Origin of the sequence: Actinophytocola gossypii, from assembly GCF_025165815.1 — a bacterium.
Lineage (GTDB): Bacteria > Actinomycetota > Actinomycetes > Mycobacteriales > Pseudonocardiaceae > Actinophytocola > Actinophytocola gossypii.
The window spans coordinates 1-22385 of the sequence record NZ_JAFFZE010000036.1; the positions used below are offsets into that span (position 1 = coordinate 1).

Consider the following 22385-nt stretch of genomic DNA (forward strand, 5'->3'; position numbering starts at 1 on the left):
CGCACCAAGTGGACGATGCGCTGGAAGCCAGTACTCAACGCCTTCGCCATCACGTTCGGTGACCGCTGGCCGGGAGCCGAGACCTACTGATCAACAACGCCGGACACACCGATCATGGGATAGACCCGGCCCGGTCACCTTTTCAACGTGCCGCGACAGTCAGTAGCGGGTGATGTGCACGGTTCGATGCGAGCAACGGCCACTCGCGCGCGCTGAGGGCAGAAGAGGCCGGGGTAGGTGCCAGAGGGGCACGCTGTCTCGGGTGTAGCGAACGTGCTGACGGGCGTCGACCCTGAAAGGGTGCCCCGCAGGGGCAGGTGCACGGCGGGCGAAACAACAACGGGTCATGTGTGCGGGAACCAGAGCAACTCAACGGTGTCGATGTCGGCGTATCGGCTGCAGCATGGAAACGGTCGATCTCCTTCCGGTGTGTAGGAGGAGGTTGTGCGGCATGACGAGAGAGGTATGAGGGCGTTCCTTGCGGTAGCGACCGAGTGCATCGGTAGGAAGGCGTGAGTGCCAGCCCTGGCACTCCGTCGGCAAGTAACCCCTCGGGGGCTCAGGTCCAGGATGCGGCGTCCTCGAGTCCGCCCTGGTGATCCACAAGTGCGGCCAAAGTCATCGAGATTCATCATGCACATGATCGGCATGTGCAGGTCGCCGCTGGGTCCCAAAGATAGATCCCGCGGCAGACCGAGAGCGGTGTGGATGTGCGGCTGGAACAGGCCGGCGACACGTACACGTTCTCGGCCGAGCTGGTGAAGAAGCCGGGATGGAAATCGTCAACAGAACCGTCTTGTCCGCGAACATGCAGGTCAAGGGCTCTATGGTCGGCGATTGATGGGCGTGACGACGTGCAATAGTTGCCATCGAAGAGTCGCCGCGACATGAGGTTCAGCCCGAGTTGCCAGCCGTGCTTGGCGTCTGCCCGCGTACATGCCGGCGGTCACCGGCATCTGGTTGCCCCAGGGCCTGCGTCGGGAATTAACACGAGCAGGTCAGGGACGGAGGTGCGGCGCGCCACAACACTTGCGAATGACGTTGGCGGTGAGCGGACCGCCGTCGGTCGTCCGGATGATCGCGCGCAGGTCCTCCGACGCGGCGGCAATGCGTAGCCGTTCTGGGAAATGATCGGCGCACCACAGCGGTTCCAAGATGCCTGCGACGGCGTCTGGATGTGCGGACAGGTGGTGCGCAACGTCCGGCCAGCGGACCACCACCAGCGACCATAGGGCCAGCGCGTCCGGGTCCACGTCAGAGTCCTCAAGGAAACGGATTGAGCGCAGCAGACTGAACGTGTTAACGAACTTCTTGACCGATCTCGGGTTGTCGCCAAGCACGGACGCGAACTTCCGCAGCGTGTGCTCGGCCCGCCCACGTTCAGCCGCGGTTGACAGCGCGGTGACGACCGACGCAGCCTGCCCTTCCTCGAACGCACGTAACCGGGCCTCCAGACCGCTGATGCGGCGCCGCGTCTGGGGAGCCGGGGCGGGGTCGGCCACACCGCTCCGCGACGTGGTTGGCGCTGCAATGCGCAGCATGTTGTCGAGGAAGGCAGACTGTGCTGCCCCGGTCAGCGCAGGCATCGGGACGGTGAGCTGGAACAGCTTGTCCAAGAACAGGTATCCCAGCGGGGTGCCCAGTTCGTCCGCGCATTTGGTGAACTGTTCGTGCCGCGCCTCGTAGCCTCGGCGCAGCCACGCCCCATCCGCAGCCACGACGAAGTAGGCAGCGCGCCGCGCCCGCTCGCGAGGGTCGCTGGAGGCGCGCACCAGCGTCTGCACGGTGTCCAGCAGGTCCACCACGTACGTCTGGTCGCACCGGTCCAGGTCGTCGACAAAGAACACCACCGGCTTGTCCGAGCGCTCCAACAACCAGCGAAAGTGCGCGGCGATATCGGCCATCGGGTTCGACTGGGTTTGCTCAAACAGTCGAGCGCCGCGCACGGAGTCCCACAGGAGCAGTCGCGCGGCCAGCAGTGCGCCTCCGGTCAGCGTAGCCAGCGCGGCGGCCAAGGCTGTGATCGCCTTGAGCGGTTGCTCCCAACCGGTGACCGCGCCGCCCGAGGGCCAGATGAGCATCCCGACCCCCGCAGCGACCGCAGCCACCAGGGCAAGCGCCACCAAGTAGGGCGCGCCAGTCCGACGAACCCGGGCGACCGACTCACTTACACGCAACAGCGGGCGCCGCCACCATGACCTGCCGCTGCGGATCTCCGCGCGCAACACGGTCAGCAACGACCACCACGCCGGGGCAAGCCGGGACTGGCGCCACGCGTCGAATCGGGCCACTCGAAAGAACCCGCCCAGGCGGGCCTCCATCAGGTTGAGCAAGGTGCTCTTGCCCGACCCCCATGGTCCGTCCAAGTGCAGCAGAAACGATGTGGAGGGTCGGGTGGCATGCATCTCTACCAGCCGCATTCCGATCACCGTGGCCAGTGGCCCCCGATTGAGCAGGTCGACCTCAGCCGGGTTGTCATCAGACCAGTCCAAATCCTCCTCGCCTGAGCCAACCCGTTCCGTTGGATCAAACGAGTCGGGGTACTCCGCCAACGCCGGCCGGTGGCTTGTCGGCGGTGGCGGCCCGCCACCTGCGAGATTGCGGACGAGCGGAGCACGTCCGGCGGAAGCATCACCCCTCGCCACCGGGGCCGGATAGCCAAGCGTGACCAAGCGCCGGCGGACGGCCTCATACACGTCGTCCAGAGCCAGCTCAGCGCCTGCGTCAGGAATGCCCTGACGCAGGCTGCGAATGAGCTCACCGGTGAACGCGGTGTACAGCTCGCCCGCCGGCGCGAGCGCGATCTCGTTCGGCCCGCTTGAGGCGAGTAAGAAGGCGCCATGCGGCTCGAGAGTAGGCAGTTCCTTGGTCGCCGGCAGGATGGCACGGCCGCTGTAGGCACAATCCAGGATCAGGATCCGCACCCGCGCCCTGCTCCCCTGTAACTCGTGGGCTACCTGCTCGGCACTCAGCGCGGTGCTATGCAAAAGTCTGACGTTGGTCCGGGTTGTCGCCAGGTTCAAATGTCCGTGGTCGTCGACAAGGCCGTGCCCACTGTAGTAGACCACCAGCACATCCGCCGTCTCGGCGACATCGCTCAGCGTGGTCGCCGGTACGATCGGATCGTCCGGGTCCTGAATCACGGTCGTACGGAACCCGCCCTGCTCTTCCAGGACCTGGGCTAGGTCCTGGAGGTTGTTGCGGATCTGCGGCAAGTCCGGCATCTCGGTGTCGGAGTAACTAGAGACGCCGATCAGAACCGCCTCGCGGGCCGTGGCCCGCGGCTCGTCCTCGTTCACGCCGCGATCATCCCAGAAAATGTCCGCGCGGCGCACCGAACGCGATATAGCTGCTGATCGACATCAACTGACCAGGGGCGTAAGCTCATGAGCTGGGAGTCGGCTACAGGTGAAGCCCACACACCCGGCGCATTGTGGAGGGATTTGGCCCTGGCCGCGGACCAAGGTGCCGGTAGCTGTGGCTTGATCAAAGGCCGAGTTCTCCCGTTGACGCAGTGAGATCGTGTTCGTCAGCTGCGGCGTATGCCTCGACGTAAAAGGTTGCCGCTGCAGATGCGGCCGTGACCACTAGTCGAGCGGTTGCAACGTCGAGTTCAGGACGGCCGTAGACACCATGTCCCGTGCCGAATCCTTCATTCCGGATCTCTCCGATGCCGTTGACGATGGAGTTAAGTCCTTTCAGCACGCCGCGGCGCTGCCTGGCCCCCGGCTCGTCACCTCGGATGCCCTGGTCGTCCAGTCCGAGGGTGATGTTGACCTTCTTGGCGAGGTCGGGCAGGTCCAGTTTGGTTTCCTTCCCCGTGCCCTCCAGCCCGAGGATGGCCTTGAATACGGTCTCCAGTAGCTCCTTGGCGGCCCCGATCGCCAGCGGCGGGTCGTCCCGCATACCGAGCCGGATCCGAGCAGCATGTTCGTCGACATCGCGCAGTCCTAGCTGTTGAGCTGCGGCCTGAAGGTCATCCGTCGCGTTCTCGTGCGTCTCCTGCCCGCCGTAGAGGTCGGCGTGCAGGGCAGGGTCATGCGTGCGAAGCCATTCTGGCAGGCCGAGGAACTCCTCAACGACAGAAAGGCTTTCGAAGACGGTTTCGCCCCCGCGTTTCTTTCGCTGCCCGAGGATGTCAGGAACGACATCGAAGATGTTGCCGTGGTAGTCGGGGTCATTCCAATTCAAGCTGCGAAGCAGCCGACCGTGGCCCTCGACCACGTCCCGGGTGTCGGTGAGGATGCCCAACTCGACCCAGTCTCCTCGATCGAACTTCGCCTCGATCGCCTTGGAGACGGCGAGGATGACCTTGTTGGGGCTGACGTCGTCGCGCATGGGCTCCATTGTCCTCATCGATCGCGCGATGCTTTCGGACTCCTCGTGTCCTTGAGATCTCGGATCGAGCTGGCTAACCTGGCTGGCGGCTTCCAGCGCGGACCGCAGGTGGTGGTTCTGTGTAGTCAGCCGTTGGATCTGGGCCATGGCGACCCGCAGGGTCTCGGTCAGTTCACGGTTCGCTCGTCGGAGTTTCGCGTTGCGCCTGGTCAACCGAGGTCCTGGACCTCGCCGGCATGCGCGACGCCGCGGCCGCCCAAGCCGTCGACAACTGGAACGAGTACGCCGCGGTCGTGCACGGCACCCCGCAGCACCTGCCCTGGAACGTGTTCGCCGACCGCGTCCGGGACGCGGAGAAGGCCGCGCCCCGGCCCAAGCGCGAGCTGGAGAAGGAGGCCCTGGACGCGGTGCTGGCCGACCTCGACCTGGCTGACATCGACGCCGCCGAGGCGCTGAAGACTTCCGACCCGGACGCGCACGCCCACTTCCTCGACCGGTCCCGCAAGGAGCTGGAGACGGTGGACGCCGCCTGGCAGGCCAGCACCTACACCATCGAGCAGGCCCGCGCCGCCTACACCGCGCAGCCCTGCATCGCCGGCGCTGCGCGCCCACGAGGGCTACAAGGGCTTCCCCGTCGACCCGGCCGGCGCCACCCCGAACCCCACGGCGCCGACCGGGCGGCGTCTCGCCCCGCGCGCTGGCCGACGCCACCAGCAGCTCCCACCGCCCCAGCCACGTGCAGCCGGTCGCCGGCGTCGGCTACCACTACACCGACCATGAGGACCCCGAGCCCAGCAGCGGCACGTCCCCAGCCCCGCCTCACCCGCAGCGCGGGCCGCGCGGCCGAACCCCACGCCGTGCGGGCCCGCGCTGCGCTCTGCGGACACCGCCTGAGCGTTGAAGGGAGCTGACGCTCCATGCCCACGCCCGTCGCTTCCCACCCCAACCGGCCAGCCGCGCCTGCCGGAGGTCGCCCGAGGCGGTGAACATCGGCGCCTGGACGGTAGCCATCGACCCGCCCCACGCCGAGGAGGACAACGACGGGCGCATCACACTCGTCGTTGAAGGCACCGAGCTGGGATTCCTGCTGTTCATCGCCTGTGCCGACGCGACCGTCTGGATCGACACCATCGAGGTCGCGCCCGGCCTGCGCGGCAACGGACTCGGCACCCGACTGCTGGCGCTGGTGCTCGCCCTGCACCCCGGCCGCGCGACCGGACTCGCCGCGCCGACCGCGGCCTTGGCCGGCTGGTACGCCCGCTTCGGCTTCGTCCCCGCCGGGCCGCACGGCGTAATGCGCCGCGCCGCGACCCCATGACCCGCGCGCCGCGCGCGCCCAGCACCCAAGGACCGCCGCCATGCCCACCTCCCACGATCCGCTCGCCGACCACCCGCTGCTGGAGGCGATGCTGCCCGTCGCGGTGCTGACCGCGCTGGACGAGGTCAGCCACTTCACCGACACCGAACGGCAGCGGCTGGCCGCCGACGCCTCGACCACCATCGCCTCCCACGGCGACGACCTGATGTTCGGTGGCAAGCACTGCCGACCGGCCTTCACCGCCCTGGCCCGCGCTCTGGCCGTCTTGGCACACCAACCGGGCGGGGTCACCTTCGCCGGTCTGCACTGGTGTGTCGGCTCCCGCCACCACGGCACCCGTGAGCAGGCACCCTGCGCCGCCGAACTCGCCCGCGAGGCCACCCAGTAACCCGGCTCACCGAGCGTCGGGCGGCCCGGCCGGCCGGGCCGCGGACGGGATCGGCCGGGGCGCCCCGCCGCCCGCATCCGGCGCATCACTCCAGTCCACGACAAGGAAGACGTCATGCCCGCAGCTGTGCCCGCATCCTCATCCAACCCTCCGCCACCGACGCCACCGCCGGCGACCGCGGACACGATCCACCGCTACCGACGGTTCCGCCGCGACGGCCTGCCCGCCGCGCACGCCTACCGCTGCGCCACCGCCGCCGCGGCCCGCACCGCGCGCTACCGCACCGGGCCCGGCGAGGCGATCACCTTCCTGCTCGACGACCGACCCGAGCTGGCCGGGTTCACCGTCACCGCGGTCGCCGAGCACGACGAGGACCCCGACCTGTTCGGGCTCGGCGAGTTCACCGACACCCACACCGAGGACACCGTCCCGGTCTACCTCTGCGCGGAGAACCGCTACGAGTACTTCCGGCCCAGCTACACCCTCGCCCAAGCGCCGCGCGGACCTCGCCCGCCGCGGCTACGCCCGCGGCCCCGCCCACGAGCTCGCACTGCGCCAGGTCTACGAGGACGCCCGCCTGGCTCGACAGTAGATGTCTCGCTGGCCTCGATCTCCGTCCACCGCGCGACGCCGTCCGCCCGGGCTCACCAGTTTCCCCGGTTCAACTCCTTGAGCATGTCGATGTCCAGAGCCTGTTCGGCGACCATCTTCTTCAACCGGGCGTTCTCCCGCTCCAACTCCTCCAACCGCTTGGCGTCATCGCCCTTCATACCGCCGTACTGATTGCGCCACCAGTACCACGTCGCCTCGGTGATCTCCAGGCGCCGACACACCTCCGGCAGCTCCGCACCCTGCCCGAGTTGCTTCTCGCCCTCCCGCAGCTTGCGGATGATCTGCTCCGGCGTGTGCCGCCGACGTCGAGTAGCCATCGTCTTCGAGTCCTCCTACACCCATCATCGGGCATCGGACTCTCACACCAGACGGACCACTATCCGGGGACCCGGTCAGGTGGGCGTAGCCCACCGCGGAGCGACGCGTCAGCGCCCTTGATGCCGGCGGGCCGGTGTTAACGATCAGAGTCGTGTGAGGGATCGGCCGTTCTGGCAACCCCATCGAACAGGACCCGGCGTCCAGTAAACACGAACGGGTCGGCGAGGGGCATTCCCATCAGGCACGATACGTCGAGATATCACTCGAATGTGTTACCTGACCGCATCCCTGACGTTGTGCGGGTATGCCGGTTGCGTAGTTGACATTTCCGCTGGTCAAGACCCTCACGCGCGAAAAGAGCTGTATTGTACGCTACAAGCGACCGGCGCGCAACGCGACTGGTACGGTCGGCGCGTGAACACCTTCGACTGGGTCATGCCGATTCTTCAGATCCTCATCCCTGGGTTCTGCGCCATCGCGGCCTTCGGCGTCGCCGTGTGGTCGCTCAGAGTCGCTTACGGGAAGAAGACCAAGCCTGAGGTCCGTATGCACGCGTATCGGACCTTTTGCCTTGCCTGGGCGACCATCTTTAACCTGGCCTGCGTCACCGGGGTTGCGGGCTGCGTAACAGGTTTGCCCAGGTTGTACGAGGCTGGGCTGCTCTGAACCACGGGTCCATGTTCGTGCGCCAGGTGTGCGCTGCGGGTTTGTGACTTGTGGACTGGTTGGTCGTTGCCAGTGTCCCGCCCCGGGGTTTGATGGAGACATCGAACACCGGAGGATCGACTGTTATGGCGGCACCACGGAAGTACCCGGAGGAGTTGCGTGAGCGGGCGACGCGTCTGGCCGTTGAGGCCAGGCGGGACCCGGCGTCGGCTGGTGGGGCGATCAAACGGATCGCCGATCAGCTCGGGGTGCATCCGGAGGGTTTGCGAACGTGGGTGAAGCAGGCCGAGATCGATTATGGGGCGCGGTCGGGCACTACCTCGACCGATGCGGCCAGGTCGCCGAGTTGGAACGCGAGGTGCGTGAGCTGCGGCGGGCGAACCAGATCTTGAAGTCAGCGGCCAGTTTCTTCACAGCGGAGCTGGACCGTCCGTCGCGATGAAAGTCGAGTTCGTCGACTCCCAGCGGGAGACCCACGGTGTCCAGCCGGTCTTGGAGGCGCTCAAGCAGACGCCTGCCCAGATCGCACCGTCGACCTACTACGCCGCCAAGACCCGGCCTGAGTCGGCTCGTGTGGAAGGGGACCGGGAGCTGGCGTTGCGGATCGAGCAGGTGCACGAGGACAACTACAGCGTCTACGGAGCGAGGAAGGTGTGGGCCTAGCTGAACCGGCATGGCGTGGAGGTGGCGCGGTGCACGGTAGAGCGACTCATGCGCGAGATCGGACTTCATGGGCTGGTGCGGGACAAGACGCCGCGCACCACCCGCCCGGCCGCCGAGACCGGCAGGCCTGGTGACCTGTTCGAACGTGACTTCACCGCCGCCGGCCCGAATGAGTTGTGGCTCGCGGACCTGACCTACGTCCGCACCGCCGCCGGCTGGGTCTACGCCGCGTTCATCCTCGACGTGTTCTCCCGGATGATCGTCGGCTGGCAGGTCGCCACCAGCCTCTACACCGACCTGGCGCTCGACGCGCTGCGGATAGCGATCTGGCGCCGCCACGCCGCCGACGCGGACCTGACCGGGCTCGTGCAGCACAGCGACCGCGCCGTCCAATATCGAGCGATTCGCTACACCCAGCGTCTCGCCAAGGCCGGCGCGGTCACCTCAGTTGGGTCCACAGGCGACAGCTTCGACAACGCCATGGCCGAGGCGTTCAACTCGCTGTTCAAGGCCGAACTCGTCCGCAACAAAGGCCCCTGGCGAGGCCTTGACGACCTCGAGATCGCCACCGTCGAGTACATCGACTGGTACAACAACCGGCGCCTGCACGGCGAACTCGGACACGTCCCGCCCGCCGAGTACGAAGCACTACACGCGATGACCCACCCAGTCACCGCAAACCTGGAAACCAGATAAAAAAAACTCTCCCATCAAACCCGGGGCTTGACACCTATCGTCATTGGGCCCAACGAACAGCCTGACTTTACGCCTCACTCTGTATCGATCGGCGTGGACGTCGGGCTTGCAACAGTGTGTTTCCGCAAGCCATAGCCGGCAAAGAGTGATGGGACGTACGCTGTGATGTCCAAGGCGACAGAAAGATCAATTCTACTCGCCAGTAGACCCCCTTCGGTCAAACCGAACGGCCAAACCAGTCAAAGGTGCCGACACGAGTCAAGGGGTCTACGAACGCTGTGCTCCTCGTGAACCGCTGTGCTAGACCAAATCGAGGCCCACCAGGACCGTCAAAAGCGGGTCCTCACAGCCTCTGAGCTGCGAGAACCCGCTTCGCCGTCGGGCTGACAGGATTTGAACCTGCGACCCCTTGACCCCCAGGCAATTCTCTGACGTGCAGGAATAGAGAATCCCCTGCACAGAACAGAGTAGCTCAGGTCGATTGAATGCGGTTTACCTCATCAACGGCATAGTGAACTCTCCCGATTTTCTCCTTCTCCTTCATCACGACTGGACCTCGTCTTCGCGGCCTTCCGCACCGCGGCGTGCCCGCCCGCGACGTGAGCCGCGTGGTCTGGGAACACATCTACGGCGCGGTACTCGGGGCCCACGGCAGCGGAGGCGGCACGTTCAGCGCCCGTATCGTGGAAAGCGCCCGGCACCGGGAGGCCCGCCACCAGGGGACGGGCCTCTTGCGCTTCGGACTAGGCCTTGAGCCGGTAGGCGGCCAGGAAATCGTCGTCCTCGGATCGAGTGACCCTGACCAGCAGCAGGTCGTCTGTCATGGCGATGAGCTCGCCGGGCGGCTTCTCGTCGACGACGTGGCCCGTGCGGTCGATCGTGACGATCGGCGGGTTCCGTCGGGGGTTCTCCACCGAGATGCGGCCCTCGACGACTGACAGCAGAGTCGTGCCTGTGTCGAGCGGTGCCGTCTTCACCGCCTTGTCGTTCAGGCGGAACGTCACCAGTCGCATGCCGGCCTGGCATGCCACCAGCGTCGTGTCGGCGACGCACGACTCGGGGTCTGCGTCGGGGAGTCTCGCGACCTCGCGACCCGTGGCGGCGTCCAGGACCCGAACGGTCTTATCTGTGGTCACGATCACGACGAAGTCACCGGCCGTACGCACCAGGTGGGCGTCGTCGACGCTCCACGTGGGCTGCCCGGTGGCCAGGTCGAGCGCGGTGACCGTGCCGGAGCCGGTGAAGCGTCCAGCCGGGAGCGGCTTGGTCGTCGACAGCAGTGCGACGCCGCCGGCTGTGGCGTACGGCCACGCGCCCTGGTGTTCCCAATTCCGCTGACCGGTGGCCACGTCCAGGGCCACGACCCGCACCTGTGACAGGTCGGCCGGACTGCCGTCGTCCGGTGTCACGGTGACCAGGGCCGTGGTGTCGTCCGCCGCCCACAGTTCCTGCTTCCAACCCACCCTGTTCTGCGCGCAGCCCTCCGCCGGCGTCGTCGGTGTCTGCCACACCACGTCGCCGGTATCGCCCGACAGCAACGCCACACCCGGTTCGACCAGATCGCACCGGAACACGTTGTAGCCGACCAGGACGCCGTTGCCCACCAGAAGGGGCAGCCGCGGGCTGGCGCTCAGGTCCAGTGCGACGGTCCTGCCCGGCAGGTCCGCCTGGTCGGCCTGCGCCCACAGGGCCTTGCCGGACCCGACGTCGAGGAGTTCGATGCCCTCCTCCGTGCGGGCGAGCAGCCGGCCGTCGTGCAGGGCGACGCTCCCCCGGTTGAGTGACAGCGTGACACCATCGGCCGTCCAGACGCGATCGGACAGCGCCAGTGGGGACAGCTCGGCTCGGGTCCCGGGTGGCGGCGGGTCCTCGTCCCGGCTGACCAGCACCACCACGAGGACGGCGGCCAGCGCGGCCACCACCCCCACTGCGATCCACAGGGCCGACTTCTTCCGGTCCACAACCATCACTGACCCGATTCGAGCCAGTCGTTGGCGTCCTTGATGGGCGTGTGACCGCTGCCACCACCGAGCTGCTCGGCGTGCTTAACCATCGAGGCCTCGACCTCCGCCTCGGTCCGCCCCAGGTCGTCGGCCGCGAGCGACAGGTGGGTGGCGGACTCCTTGACCTCCCATGCGAGGTCGGTGATGAGTCCTTCGGCCAGGTCGGCCAGCGCCGACCACGTGTCATACGGCCCGTACTCGGTGTCCCACGTGTTGAGCTCCGCCCGCCGGTACCAGTGACCTCCGACGTACCGCGAGGCGTTGACCAGGTCCGCGGCCTTGTTGAGCTGGCTCTCGATGACCGGCAACGTGTTCGTGGCGAGGAACTTCAGGGTCTCCAGGTTGACCGCCATGCCGTCGATCTGCGTCTCGGAGAGCACCTCCGGCTTCGGGAGGTCGAACGAGCCGCTGCGGCTGACCACCGTCCGCATCGCCTCCTTGATCTGACGGTCGATGACCCGCTCGCGACCCTTGATGATCTCGGCCAGTTTCCGAAGCGCCGCATTGGTCTTGTCGATGACGTCCTTCGGCCAGTCGCCGGCGAACTCGACCGGCGGCTTGCTCGGCGAGTCCTTGATGCCGAGCAACGTCGCGAGCGGGCCCAGCGCCTCTCCGACCTTGTTCAGGATGGGCTTCGCCCCAGTGGGCAGCATGCCGAGCAGATCGATGAACGCGGTGATCGTACCGAGGTCGAAAACATTGGCAGTCCCTCGCTCCTTCATCGCCGCGTGCGTCTTCTCGGCGATCGAGAGAACGTCCTCCCTCGCCTTGGCCCAGATTCGCTGCTCGGCAAGCAACGTCGTGGCGACGAGCACGACGACGGCGTACTGGCCGTGGATGACCGCGGGCAGCGGGGTGACGAAGTTCTGCTCGAACGTCAGAATCATCGTCCCGCCCATGTCATCGTTCCCGATGCGCGACTGCAGGGTCTTGATCTTCTCCATCTCGATGTTGCCGATCTCGCTGAGCTTGTCTCCCTGCGTGGTCAGCGAGATGAACCAGGCACCATTGAGAAGGTTGTCCAGATGCGGTTCGAATTCCTTCGGGTCAGGAATGGACCGCCAGCACTCGAAAACGTCCCGGATGGTGTCCTCGAAGTGCGCGTAGACGAAGGATGCCGCGTTGGTCCCCTCGCCGTACTCGAACGCGTAGTGTTCCGGTTGGCCGTTGTACAGGCACAGCCCACCGGACCTTCGCGACGGGTTCACCGGTGGCGTGATCTCCCAGCCGTGCATCAGTTCGTTCATGTAGTTTCCGCCGTGTCGGGTCCACCCGAGGCAGTACATGTAGAAATCGATGGCCTCGTCGATGATCCGCTCGACGGTCTGGTCCAGCTGGTCCTCGAAAGCCATGCCCTCTCCCCCCGTTCAGGTGCCTGAGGTTGCGTAGGGTACTACCGTTCTCACACTCGGTGGGCGTATTCGAACTTTTGCGCGCGAGGCGTGCACGTCATCGGGTGGACCCCGAAGTCCTTGGCGATCTGCTCGACGGTCACACCGGGCTCGCGGCCACGGGCGACCCGCACAACATCGTCGCGGAACTCCTGGGGGTAGGGCTTGGGCACAGCGACATCCTCCCAGCTCACCACCTGGGCAAGCCAACTCAGATGTCACCAATCCGTGCAGCAGACCCTACCGCCAGCACGTAGTGGTCGAGACCCCGAACCCGGCCTCGACCTCAGCGAACGGTTCGCCCTTAGTACTGCAACGACAGGTTGTGATCTGGGCTAGGTTCTGGTAGTTGATCTTGTGTGTTGGTGGAGATGGTGTCCGGGTGGTCCGCGAGCTTCGAGGCGTTCGTGGGTCGGTTCGCCGGCCGGTTTCCTCGGGTGGAGTCACGGCGGCAGATGCGGTCGTATGTGCGGGGATTGCTCAGCGAGACGGAGCGGAAGAACGGCTGGACGCTGGCCGAGGCCGCAGGAGATGTGGGTCCGGAGCGGATGCAGCGGTTGTTGAACTTCTACGCCTGGGACACCGACGGCTTGCGTGATGACCTCCGCGCTGCGGTCGTCGAGGTGCTCGGTGACGAGCGGCAGGGTGTGCTGGTCGTGGATGAGACCGGTTTCCTGAAGAAGGGCCGCATGTCCGCAGGGGTTGCCCGTCAGTACTCCGGCACCGCTGGGCGGATCGAGAACTCCCAGATCGGGGTGTTTATGGCCTACGCCAGCCCGCGTGGCCGGGCGTTGATCGACCGGGAGCTGTATCTGCCCAAGGAGTGGACCTCAGACCGTGATCGTTGTCGGCAGGCTGGCATTCCAGATGACGTGAAAATGGCGACCAAAATCGTTCTGGCGCAACAGATGATCAGCCGTGCGGTCGAGGCAGGGGTGCCGTTTGGGTGGGTGACCGGGGATGAGGCCTACGGCGTGGACACAAAGTTGCGGATGTGGCTGGAATCAGAAGACATCGCTCATGTGCTGGCGGTGGCGAAGAACTCGATGGTGGTCACGATGCAGCTGACCAAAGCGCGTGTCGACCGGGTCATCGCCGAGCTTGGCGAGGACGCATGGACGCCGATGAGCTGCGGTGACGGTGCTCATGGGCCGAGGATCTACGACTGGGCGATGACAGACATCCGGCCGCTGCGATTGGTCGACCGAGGGCACTGGTTGTTGGCTCGTCGCAGCCGCGCCGACCCCACCGACATCGCCTACTACGTGTGTTTCGACCCCACCGAAACGACGATCGAGGAACTCGTGCGTGTCGCGGGTTCTCGGTGGGCCATCGAGGAATGCTTTCAGACCGCAAAGAACGAGACCGGGCTGGACCACTACCAAATCCGCGGCTACGAAGCCTGGTATCGCCATATCACCCTGTCCCTAGCCGCGGCGGCGTTCCTCGCGATCATCCGCGACGCCGCGAAAAAGGGGCTAACGAATCCGGTAACGGCCATGCCCTGATCCCCTTGTCTACCAACGAGATCCGCCGCCTATGGAACCGGATCACCATCCCCATATCCCACACCATCCACCACATCGTGCACTGGTCAAACTGGCGACGAACAAGCCAAACCCGCGCCCGCATGAGCCACTACACCAGACGGGGCCATCACAACCTGTCGTTGCAGTACTAAGGCGGAGAAGCCGGGGGTCGGGCAGCGATCGCGCGACATCACTCGACCTCTGCCAGCTGGCCCTCCCGACGACGATGCAGCGCACGGGGCGAACAGATCCGGGAGCGCTCAGGCCCGTGTCGCTGAGGAGCCTCTTCTCTATACCGCCGAGCAGACGGCGGCGTTGTTGCAGGTGCGTCCGTCGTGGTTGCGGCGCAAAGCCGCGGCACGAGCGGTGCCGTGCCGGTTTGTCGGCAAGCACCTGCGGTTCTCCCGCGCCGATATCGAGACGATCGCCGAAGGCGACACACCCGTGGGAGTGGCTGGAGGCTCAGGGCGTGCCCGCAGTCCTGGCCGCGTTGCCGCCCGCCCGCGCCGAGGAGTTCCGCGCGGAGTTCTTCGCCGGCGCGGAACGTATGCACGCCGAGTGCGGCATCGAGCTGGACTTCGGTGCGACGCTGCACGTGGCCGACCTGCCGTAGCGACGCCCGGCCTGGTCAGAACAGGCCTTGCTCTCCGTCGGGGTTCCGCCTGTGCTTCTGGCACAGCTCGCCGCCGGTCGGGGCGGTGCACCGGGCCCCGAGACCGATTGGCGCACCGCACTGCACCTCCGGGTCGTGCAGGTGGCACAGGCCGGAGGGGCGCGCGCCGTTGGCACACGGCCGGCCACGGTTGGTCGTCGCCACGCAGGTTCGCGGGGTCGACGCGGTGGTGGGAACGGCCGGGCGGCGGGGAAGGCGGTACGTCGCCGGGTCGACGCCCGTGTCGCGCAGCGCCTGTTCGAGGCCGGCGAGCGCGAGCTGGTCGGCGCGTTCGTTGTCGGGGTTGCCGGCGTGGCCCTTGACCCAGTGCCACTCGACATCGTGCCGGGCGGCCGCCTCGTCCAGGCGTCGCCACAGGTCGGCGTTCTTGACCGGTTGCTTGGCGGTGGTCAGCCAGCCGTTGCGCTTCCAGTTCGCGACCCACTTCGTGATGCCGTCGCGGACGTAGGTGCTGTCGGTGTACAGGTGCACGACGGCGGGTCGGGTGAGATGGACGAGGGCCTCGGCCGGCGCGGTGAGCTCCATGCGGTTGTTGGTGGTCTCCTCGGCGACACCGCCGCACAGCGTCTTCTCGTGCGCGCCGTACCGCAGCACGACGCCCCAGCCGCCCGGTCCCGGGTTTCCCCAGCACGCGCCGTCGGTGTGGATCTCGACCGCGTTCTCCATGGCGGGCAATCTATCGGGGGGGACTCGCGGCGGACCCGGACCGCTCAGCAGGCGCCTCTCGCGCGCAGGACGCGGTGCAGTGCCTCGTCGACGCGTGCTGGTGGCAGCCGGCCGGAGGCCAGCGCCTTCTCCAGCACGTCGAGTACCTCGCCGGTGTACCGCGCGCCGGTGGACCAGAGTGCGATGTCGGCGCCGGCGGTCAGGGCGGTGAGCACGGCTCGCGGCAGCGGGTAGGACGCGGACACCGCGCGCATGCCGCCGAGGTCGTCCGTCATCACCACGCCGTCGAAGTTGAGGTTCGTTCGGAGGAGGCGGTAGGTGGCGGGGCTCAGGGTCGCCGGCAGCCCGTCGGTCAGGCCGGGGACGGTGAGGTGTCCGACCATCACGGCCACCGGTGCCGATCCGAGCAGTGCGCGGTACGGGAGGAGGTCCACCTTTCGCAGTTCCGCCAGCGGCGGCGTGCTCACGGCGGTGACGTGCGAGTCGCCGGTGGCGCGGCCGTGTCCTGGGAAGTGCTTGACCACCGGGCGCACCCCGGCGTCGGCCAGGCCGAGGGCGAACGCCGTCGCGTAGCGGGCGACCACTGCGGGGTCGGAGCCGAAGGATCGGTCGCCGACCACGTCGTCGTCCGGTTGGGTGGTGACGTCGAGTACGGGGGCGAAGTCGACCGTCACGCCGCGGGCACGCAGGTTCGTGCCGCGCTCGCGGGCCATGGCACGCACCTGGTCGACGGTCATGGTCCTGGCCATCACGCGCGCGCTGGGCAGGTCGCCGTCGAGCGCGTCGATCCGCTGTACCCGGCCGCCTTCCTCGTCGACCGCCACCGAGAGCGGGACGGTCGCCGTCTCGCGTACCGCCACCAGCGCGTCTCCGACCAGCAGTGCGGTGTCGTTGCCGCCGACGAAGATCCCGCCGACGCCGTGCTCGGCGACGACCCGCGTCGCCGAGCGCACCGATCCGGGGTCGACCCCCACCACGAGCAACTGGGCGAGCCGGCGTCGCGGCGGGAGCGTCCGGATGACGTCGGCGCACGCGTCCACCGGCTCGGGTGGAGCGGGACGCACGACGGTCGGTGCGGGAGCCGACGAGGTTGCGGGAGCCGACGAGGGTGCGGCCACCGGCCGTCCGGGGGTCACCTGGTCGCTGTCCTGTACGCCGACGAGTGCTGTTCCGGCGCCCACCGCCACGGCGAGCAGTAAACCGGTGGCACGGCGGCGCCGGAGGGCGGCCAGGATGCTCACTACGGTCTCCGAATCTCTCACCGGTCAGTACTCGAGACGTAACATCATAGGCTTTCTCCGCCCTTCCGGGTAACGCCGGATCTGGCATCACGACACATATTTCGGCGGCCTTCCCAGGATTGGTCGAGTGGTGCGGAGGAAATGATGACGACATGCCGGGAGTGCGGGCACACCGGTGGCCCGACGGCCAGGTTCTGCACCCGTTGCGGGGCCGCGGTCCCGCCACCGCCGGCGGTACGGCTTCAGGGGCCGCCACCGATGGCGGCACCCGGCCAGCCGCTACAGGTGCCGCCGGCGCCGCCGCCACCGATGGCGTTCGGTGCGCCGCCGCCCGGTGGCGGTTCCCGGCGAGGGCTGGCGGGGGGCGCGGTGGCCGGGGCGGTGGCGGTCGCCGTGCTCGCCGTGGTCGCGGCAGTGACGCTGACCAGCGGAGGCTCCGGGGAGCCGACCGAGGCGGACCGTCCGGCCGGCAGGGTCACTGTCTACCAGACCACCGAGGTGCCGGCCTCGGGCGCTGTTCTTCCCAGCGAGCCGCGGGAGTCCGTTGAGCCGGAACCGGACGACGACGCGAGCGCCCTGGCGGAGCTTCAGCGGCTCCGGGACGAGGACCGTCCCGAGGTGGAGGCCCTGGTCGAACAGTGGGTGCCCCAGCTTTCGGCCAAGCGGCCCGGTCTCGTGGTGAACGGCATCACCTACGACCACCTGGAGATCCTGCGCGACTTCCTCGGCACGCAGGCGCGCTACCCGGACGCCCTGCTGCTGTTCTCCGGCGACTACAGCAGCTTCCGGTACGGGAACTTCTGGATCACCGTCGTGCCCCTCCCCCAGCTCGACGGCCCGGCCGCGAATCTCTGGTGCGACGCGGAAGGAATTCCTGTCGACGACTGCTACGCAAAGATGATCTCGCACACGACCGGTTACGCGGACGCCACCGAACTACGCAACCGATAAACGCGATACCCGGTTTCGGGAACAAAGTGAAACAACGGTCAGGGCGGTAGTTCTCCGCTGTCGGCCAGGCTTGCGAGCACCGGTCGGAGCCCGTGCCGGCGGACCGCCGCGTGGACCTCGCGGAACCCGGCCCCGTACGTCGGGTCGGGGTTGCGGCGGATCATGTCGCGCACGGCTTCGGCGTGGGGCAGGCCCGAGCGCTTCAGCCACGCGTACGACACGAGCTCGCAGACGCCCTCCTCGACTTCGAGGCGCTGTGGACGGGCACCGGCCTGGGCGAGCCAGGCGTGCCCGACCTCGTGGGCCACGGACCGGCCGAACAGGAACGCCGGCGGCCCCGGCGTCACCCGGACCAACGTCACGTCCGCCGTCCTCGGGCCGGTCGGCACCAGCTCGGTGTGGGCCAGTGTGGGGCCAGGGCCACCGGGCGCGAGGACCACCCGCACCGGCACGCTGAGCCCGAACCCGAGGTCGCGGGTGATCCGACGGACCTCGACCACGTGCCGGCGGAACTCCGCCTCGGTGTCGACGGCCTCCGCCGAGCAGGACGGGCAGCGCCACGCGGACGTGGACACCTCCGACCAGCCGGGCTCGGTCAGGTCGGAGGACCGCGCGCAGAACAGGCACCGGACGTCGGCCGGGTGCCGCACGCAGGTGAGCTCGCCCCGCAGCGATCGCCGCATCGGCTCGCTCGGGGCGGCGCCGCACACCGTGCACCCGGACGTCATCGTGCCGGCACCCACCGGCCGCTGCCCGGGTCCCGGCGCCAGCCGGACGTGGGGGTCCGGTCCGGGGGCGCGGGGGAGGTCCGCCTGGCGAAGTAGCCCGACCAGGCCGCCGCCGTCGGGCGGTACGATCCGACCGGTCCGAGCGCGGCGGTGACGAGGTCGCGGCCCTCGGCGTCCAGCCGGCCGGTGAGGCGCGCCGGGTCGCGGGCGGTCGACGCCTGCGGTCCTGGGCTCAGCACCCGCAGGACGAACAGCCCGAGCTTGTACAGGTCCGTCGCCTGCGTGAGCACCGCTCCCTCGGGCGGATCCCAGTCCGGCGCGCTGAGCTGCCTGACCACCGGGGCGCTGCCCCGGATCCGCACCGCGTCGCAGTCGACGAGCATGACCGTCGGCTCCGGGTGTTCGCGGTACAGCTCGTTCTTCGCGTTGACGTCGCCGAACACCACCCCGTTCTCGTGCAGCAGGGCGAGCGCCCCGGCCAGGTCCCGGCACACGCCGAACCGCTGGCGCGGTGTGAGGCTGGGCATGCCGAGCCGGGTGGCGAGCGCCGGGTCCACGAAGAGGTTCTGCACCTCGCGGGCGCCGCGGACGTGCCGGCCGGTCGGCAGGACGCGTTCCTGGAAGAACGTGTCCGGGATCAGCGGCAGGACCACACCGCAGATCCGGCCGGCGTCCCGGACCACCCGGGCCGGCCATGCCGCCATCGAGTCCAGCCGCGTGCGCCCGGCCGGGTCCAGCTTGCTGCGCACGCCGACGATGGCCCGCAGTCCGTTCGGGGAGACCTGGTTTCCCTTGTACTGCTTGAAGACCAGCGTCCCCGACACGTCGGGCAGGCGGAGGTCCGGCGCGAGGTAGACCACCGCCTGCCCGCCGCTGCCCAACTGCGGTCCGAGCCGTCCGACGGCGGACCGGTCCAGTTCGTCGGTCATGGCGTCACTGGACCGGCCAGACGGCGAGCACCGTTCGGTCGTCGTCGTAGGTGCGCCGGCGGAACCCGACCTGTGCGATGAACGTGAACGGGTCGGGCGGCTCGCGCCACGCGCCGGCCAGGTACTCCCCCACCTCGCCGGTGCCGCCGCCGAGCGGATCGCCGACGCCGTCGCTCATCAGCACGAGCGCCTCCCCCGGCGTCAGGCTGGTGGTGACCGGTGGCGCCAGCTCCACCGGCACGCCGGGGAGCGCCATGGTCGCGGCGGAGGCGACCACGCTGCCGTCGTTCTTCACCGCCTGCAGCGGGTCCCAAGCCGGTGGCGCGCCGGGGCGGAGCACCCAGGCGGAGGTGTCGCCGAGCGACATCACGTGCACCGGCCGGTCCCCCGTCTCCGCCGGGTCCACGGCCACCACCGCGAACAACGCGGTCGCCGCGAGGCGGCCGGCGACGTCCGGGAGAGTCGAGTCGACGAGTCCCAGCCGTTGGCGGGCGTGCCGGACGATCTCGCCGCCCACGCCGTCGAGCACCGCGCGCCAGTCCAGCTCGGCTGCCGGGCGATCGTCGAGCTGCTCGACGAGCAGGCGGCATCCCAGCCGGGTGACGATCTCGGCGGCGACGTGCGAGTGCGACCCGGCCGAGACCCCGTCGGCGACGGCGGCCACGAGCCACCGGCCGTCCCTGGTGACGAGGTGCCCGAACGCGTCCTGGCGCACCTTGCCGTAGTACAGGTGGGACAGTCCACGCACGCTCGCCGCGAGCAGGTGCAGCTCGCCGCCCGCCGGGCCGGGGACGCGCGCGGCGTCGGCCACGATGTCGTTGTGGAACGGGAACCGGCCGTCCGGGCGGGGTACGACGGTGGCTGCGGCCCGGCCAGGATCGCCGATGTCGACCGGGCGGCCGGGCGGCCGTTCCGGTCGCTCGACCGCGGCGTGCCGGCCGCCCGGCGCGCTCACAGGAAGTCCTCGTCGGCGGTGTGGGAGCTGACGCCGCCGGGCAGCTGGTCGGGGTCGGGCAGGGCGATGCCGGAGCTGCCGGTCGCCATGCCCATGCCGGAGTTCAGCACGCTGGAGATCAGGATCTCCGCCATGGCGCGGATGGCCACGGCCGGCTTGTTGCCCTCGTCCATGACGAACATGCGCATCTGCTTAACACCGTCGGCCGGGTGGATCAGCGACTGCATGGTCCTCGGGTCCGCGTTGGCCACGCCGAACGGGATTACGTTGGGGTACATGGCGAAACCGGTGCCGGTCTGCCGGTCGTAGTGGGTCAGCTCGTGGAACGCCGACCGCCAGTCGTGGTCGTGGTCGGTCGGCGCTCCGTCGCTGAGGAAGAACATCGCGGGGCGGTGCACGCTGTAGTTGTCGGCCTTGAGCTGGAGCACGTCGTGCTCGATCTGCTTGCGCATCAGGCGGAACGCGGCCGCGTAGGAGGTGCCGCCCCTGGTCATCAGGCCGGGCAGCGTGATGTCGGGGTCCAGCAGGTCGCAGAGCGGGAGCAGCACCTGCGCGTCGTCGGCGAAGTCGACCAGGCCGAACCGGACCTTGTCGCCTATGATCGGGTTCTCGGCGATGGCGTCGGCCAGCGCGGGCATGATGTCGTTGGCCGCCTGCAGGTTCTCGCCCTCCATCGAGTACGACATGTCGATGACGAGGTAGAACGGCAGGAGCTTGGCGCGGTCCTCACCCATCGCGGTTCCCCCTGAGCGCGTTGACTGTCGGTTTCGGCACGTCGGTCACCTCTTTCGGTTGTGGTGTCGGCTGTTCGCGTCGGTGCAACAGGTCACGCCACGCGCGGGCCGCCGGCCGGGCGGCCGGGTCGTGGTGCAGGCCGGCCCGCAGGATCGGCAGGAGCTCGCGGCCGAGCGCGCCGGCGGCGGACTCCGGGTTCCTGGTGTGGAAGTCCCTGGCGAGTACGCGGAGCACGGTCAGGGCGAGCTTGTAGCGGTCGGACTGCTGGTTCTGGGTGCCGGGGAACGCCGGGTCGTCCCAGCCCGGCGAGTTCGGCTGCCGCACGGGCGGGTTGGTCCCGGTCAGTCGCAGCGCGTCGCAGTCGAGCAGGTACACGCCCCGCACCGGCGACCACAGCACGTTCTTGACCGACAGGTCGCCGAGCACCACGTCCCGCTCGTGCAGGAACGCGACGGCGGACGCGAGACCGGCCAGCACCCGCACCCGCGTCGCCGGGTCGGTGTCGGGGATGCCACGCCGGGCCAGCAGCGCCGGACCGGCGATCAGGTGCTGCAGCTCGCGGAGCACCGTGACGCGGCCACCCGACGGGCTGCGCGGCGTGAACGTGTACTCGGCCGGCACTCGCGGCAGCAGCACGCCGGCGGCCCGGCCGTCGCGCAGCAGCACGGCCCTCGGCCAGCACGCCACCTCGTCGACCGCGGCCCGTCCCCGGTCGTCGAGCGAGCGGCGCCAGGACACGAGCCGGGTCAGCGCGGCCGGGTCGGGTGCGACGGCCGGCAGGTACCACTTGGCGACCAGGTGCTCGGTCGCCGGCCAGCCGGGAAGGTCGACCCCGAGGACCTCGACGACCTCGCCCTGGCCGCCCCGGCCGAGGACCGGCCCCTGCCGAAGCGCGGCCGCGTCGACCGCGAACGGGGTCACAGCAGGTCCAGTTCGTCGAAGGCGCCGGGAGCGGGCCCCACGACCGTCTGCCCGCCGGTGACGCTCGAAGCCACCACGCTGCGGATCACGACGTCGCCGATCCGTGCGATGGCGTCGCGCACCGCGACGTCGGTCCTGGCGACGAAGCACCGCGAGGTGGCCACCGCGGCCAGCGTCGCCGCCCTGGCCTCCCCCACGGCGAACGCGACGATCTCCGGCCCGTCCCGGCCGACCAGCCGGGCGTGCTCGGCGGCCCAGTCCGGCCGGCGGTCCGTCGGCTCCCCGTCGCTGACGAAGAACACCAGCGGCCGGAACACCCGGTAACCGTCGGCGGCGAGCCGCGCCGTGTCCGCGCGCACGGTCTCGCGCAGCAGGCGGAACGCGGCGCCGTAGCTGGTGAGCCCACCCGGTTCGAGATCGGGCAGCTCACCGACGGTCGCGAGGTCGCACAGCGGGAGCAGCACGGTCGCCGTACCCGCGAAGCCGACGACCCCGATCCGTGCCTGGTCGCTGACGACCGGGTTGAGCCAGACGGCGTCCCGCAGCGCGACGAGCGCGTCCCGCACCGCGTCGGCCCGCCCGTCCACCCGCATGGAGCCGGACAGGTCACAGACGACGTAGATCGGCAGGATCGTGGCGCGGCCGGGGCTCGTCATGCCGGTTC

At 68.7% G+C, this 22385-nt stretch carries 19 protein-coding genes and 4 pseudogenes; 9 read left to right on the forward strand and 14 right to left on the reverse strand.

Translation table 11 applies throughout. The features are described 5' to 3' along the window. Positions 1 to 998: 998 nt before the first annotated feature. Positions 999 to 3299 carry a caspase, EACC1-associated type gene (locus JT362_RS34815; RefSeq protein ID WP_260196213.1) on the reverse strand — a complete coding sequence of 767 codons (2301 nt, stop codon included), beginning with the start codon at positions 3297 to 3299 and terminating at the stop codon, positions 999 to 1001. Between the two features lie 187 nt (positions 3300 to 3486). After that, positions 3487 to 4551, reverse strand: coding sequence for an abortive infection family protein (locus JT362_RS34820; RefSeq protein ID WP_260196214.1), 1065 nt, complete (start codon positions 4549 to 4551; stop codon positions 3487 to 3489). Positions 4552 to 4574: 23 nt separating this feature from the next. Between JT362_RS34820 and JT362_RS34825 the strand changes: the two genes are divergently transcribed. The 3 genes from JT362_RS34825 (at position 4575) to JT362_RS34835 (ending at position 6044) form a co-directional block, all read left to right on the forward strand. Continuing rightward, positions 4575 to 5249 carry a hypothetical protein gene (locus JT362_RS34825; RefSeq protein WP_260196215.1) on the forward strand — a complete coding sequence of 225 codons (675 nt, stop codon included), beginning with the start codon at positions 4575 to 4577 and terminating at the stop codon, positions 5247 to 5249. 71 nt (positions 5250 to 5320) lie between these two features. Next, a complete protein-coding gene (locus JT362_RS34830; protein WP_260196216.1) occupies positions 5321 to 5656 on the forward strand; it encodes a GNAT family N-acetyltransferase in 336 nt (111 codons plus the stop codon). A 40-nt stretch (positions 5657 to 5696) separates the two neighbouring features. Then, positions 5697 to 6044, forward strand: a complete 348-nt coding sequence (locus tag JT362_RS34835) for a hypothetical protein (protein ID WP_260196217.1) — start codon at positions 5697 to 5699, stop codon at positions 6042 to 6044. A gap of 621 nt (positions 6045 to 6665) precedes the next feature. Here the strand turns inward: JT362_RS34835 and JT362_RS34840 are convergent. Further along, positions 6666 to 6973: pseudogene (locus JT362_RS34840) on the reverse strand (transposase); the annotation flags it as partial. 415 nt (positions 6974 to 7388) lie between these two features. On the opposite strand from JT362_RS34840, the gene JT362_RS34845 reads away from it, so the two are divergent. Together JT362_RS34845 and JT362_RS34850 are read left to right on the forward strand one after the other, a co-directional pair. After that, a complete protein-coding gene (locus JT362_RS34845) occupies positions 7389 to 7640 on the forward strand; it encodes a hypothetical protein (RefSeq protein ID WP_260196218.1) in 252 nt (83 codons plus the stop codon). Positions 7641 to 7765: 125 nt separating this feature from the next. After that, positions 7766 to 8999 (forward strand): annotated as a pseudogene (locus JT362_RS34850) (IS3 family transposase). A gap of 743 nt (positions 9000 to 9742) precedes the next feature. Here JT362_RS34850 and JT362_RS34855 read toward each other — a convergent pair. From JT362_RS34855 to JT362_RS34865, 3 genes are read right to left on the reverse strand one after another with little or no spacing between them, the layout of a single operon-like run. Then, positions 9743 to 10966, reverse strand: coding sequence for an outer membrane protein assembly factor BamB family protein (locus JT362_RS34855; RefSeq protein ID WP_260196243.1), 1224 nt, complete (start codon positions 10964 to 10966; stop codon positions 9743 to 9745). Then, positions 10966 to 12354, reverse strand: a complete 1389-nt coding sequence (locus JT362_RS34860; RefSeq protein ID WP_260196219.1) for a hypothetical protein — start codon at positions 12352 to 12354, stop codon at positions 10966 to 10968. Before JT362_RS34860 ends, JT362_RS34855 begins: the two co-directional genes overlap by 1 nt. A 50-nt stretch (positions 12355 to 12404) precedes the next feature. Beyond that, positions 12405 to 12566, reverse strand: a complete 162-nt coding sequence (locus JT362_RS34865) for a hypothetical protein (protein ID WP_260196220.1) — start codon at positions 12564 to 12566, stop codon at positions 12405 to 12407. Between the two features lie 198 nt (positions 12567 to 12764). Between JT362_RS34865 and JT362_RS34870 the strand changes: the two genes are divergently transcribed. From JT362_RS34870 to JT362_RS34875, 3 genes and pseudogenes are all read left to right on the forward strand, one after another. Then, the gene (locus JT362_RS34870; protein ID WP_260196244.1) at positions 12765 to 13901 is read left to right on the forward strand and encodes an IS701 family transposase; all 1137 of its coding nucleotides are present in this window, start codon (positions 12765 to 12767) and stop codon (positions 13899 to 13901) included. A gap of 222 nt (positions 13902 to 14123) precedes the next feature. Then, positions 14124 to 14336, forward strand: a pseudogene (locus JT362_RS35740) (helix-turn-helix domain-containing protein); the annotation flags it as partial. Between the two features lie 55 nt (positions 14337 to 14391). Beyond that, positions 14392 to 14535, forward strand: a complete 144-nt coding sequence (locus JT362_RS34875) for a hypothetical protein (protein ID WP_260196221.1) — start codon at positions 14392 to 14394, stop codon at positions 14533 to 14535. A gap of 276 nt (positions 14536 to 14811) precedes the next feature. Here the strand turns inward: JT362_RS34875 and rnhA are convergent. Both rnhA and JT362_RS34885 read right to left on the reverse strand, forming a co-directional pair. Continuing rightward, a pseudogene (gene rnhA, locus JT362_RS34880) lies at positions 14812 to 15261 on the reverse strand (ribonuclease HI); the annotation flags it as partial. A gap of 44 nt (positions 15262 to 15305) precedes the next feature. Next, positions 15306 to 16493 (reverse strand): glycoside hydrolase family 3 N-terminal domain-containing protein, encoded by a 1188-nt coding sequence (locus JT362_RS34885; protein WP_375546601.1) that lies wholly within the window; start codon positions 16491 to 16493, stop codon positions 15306 to 15308. Between the two features lie 267 nt (positions 16494 to 16760). On the opposite strand from JT362_RS34885, the gene JT362_RS34890 reads away from it, so the two are divergent. Further along, positions 16761 to 17453 carry a hypothetical protein gene (locus tag JT362_RS34890; protein ID WP_260196224.1) on the forward strand — a complete coding sequence of 231 codons (693 nt, stop codon included), beginning with the start codon at positions 16761 to 16763 and terminating at the stop codon, positions 17451 to 17453. A gap of 38 nt (positions 17454 to 17491) precedes the next feature. Here JT362_RS34890 and JT362_RS34895 read toward each other — a convergent pair whose 3' ends face one another. From JT362_RS34895 to JT362_RS34920, 6 genes are read right to left on the reverse strand one after another with little or no spacing between them, the layout of a single operon-like run. Further along, on the reverse strand, positions 17492 to 18181 hold the full coding sequence (locus JT362_RS34895; protein WP_260196226.1) for a protein DA1: 690 nt from the start codon (positions 18179 to 18181) through the stop codon (positions 17492 to 17494). Further along, on the reverse strand, positions 18178 to 19110 hold the full coding sequence (locus JT362_RS34900; RefSeq protein WP_260196227.1) for a protein kinase family protein: 933 nt from the start codon (positions 19108 to 19110) through the stop codon (positions 18178 to 18180). The genes JT362_RS34895 and JT362_RS34900 overlap by 4 nt, the downstream gene beginning before the upstream one ends. 4 nt (positions 19111 to 19114) lie before the next feature. Then, positions 19115 to 20065 carry a protein phosphatase 2C domain-containing protein gene (locus tag JT362_RS34905; protein ID WP_260196228.1) on the reverse strand — a complete coding sequence of 317 codons (951 nt, stop codon included), beginning with the start codon at positions 20063 to 20065 and terminating at the stop codon, positions 19115 to 19117. Then, positions 20062 to 20799: a vWA domain-containing protein gene (locus JT362_RS34910; protein ID WP_260196229.1), complete on the reverse strand. Its 738-nt coding sequence runs from the start codon at positions 20797 to 20799 to the stop codon at positions 20062 to 20064. The genes JT362_RS34905 and JT362_RS34910 overlap by 4 nt, the downstream gene beginning before the upstream one ends. Continuing rightward, positions 20792 to 21721 (reverse strand): hypothetical protein, encoded by a 930-nt coding sequence (locus JT362_RS34915; RefSeq protein WP_260196230.1) that lies wholly within the window; start codon positions 21719 to 21721, stop codon positions 20792 to 20794. Before JT362_RS34915 ends, JT362_RS34910 begins: the two co-directional genes overlap by 8 nt. After that, entirely contained in the window at positions 21718 to 22377 is a 660-nt protein-coding gene (locus JT362_RS34920; protein ID WP_260196231.1) for a vWA domain-containing protein, read from the reverse strand. Before JT362_RS34920 ends, JT362_RS34915 begins: the two co-directional genes overlap by 4 nt. Positions 22378 to 22385: the final 8 nt, after the last annotated feature.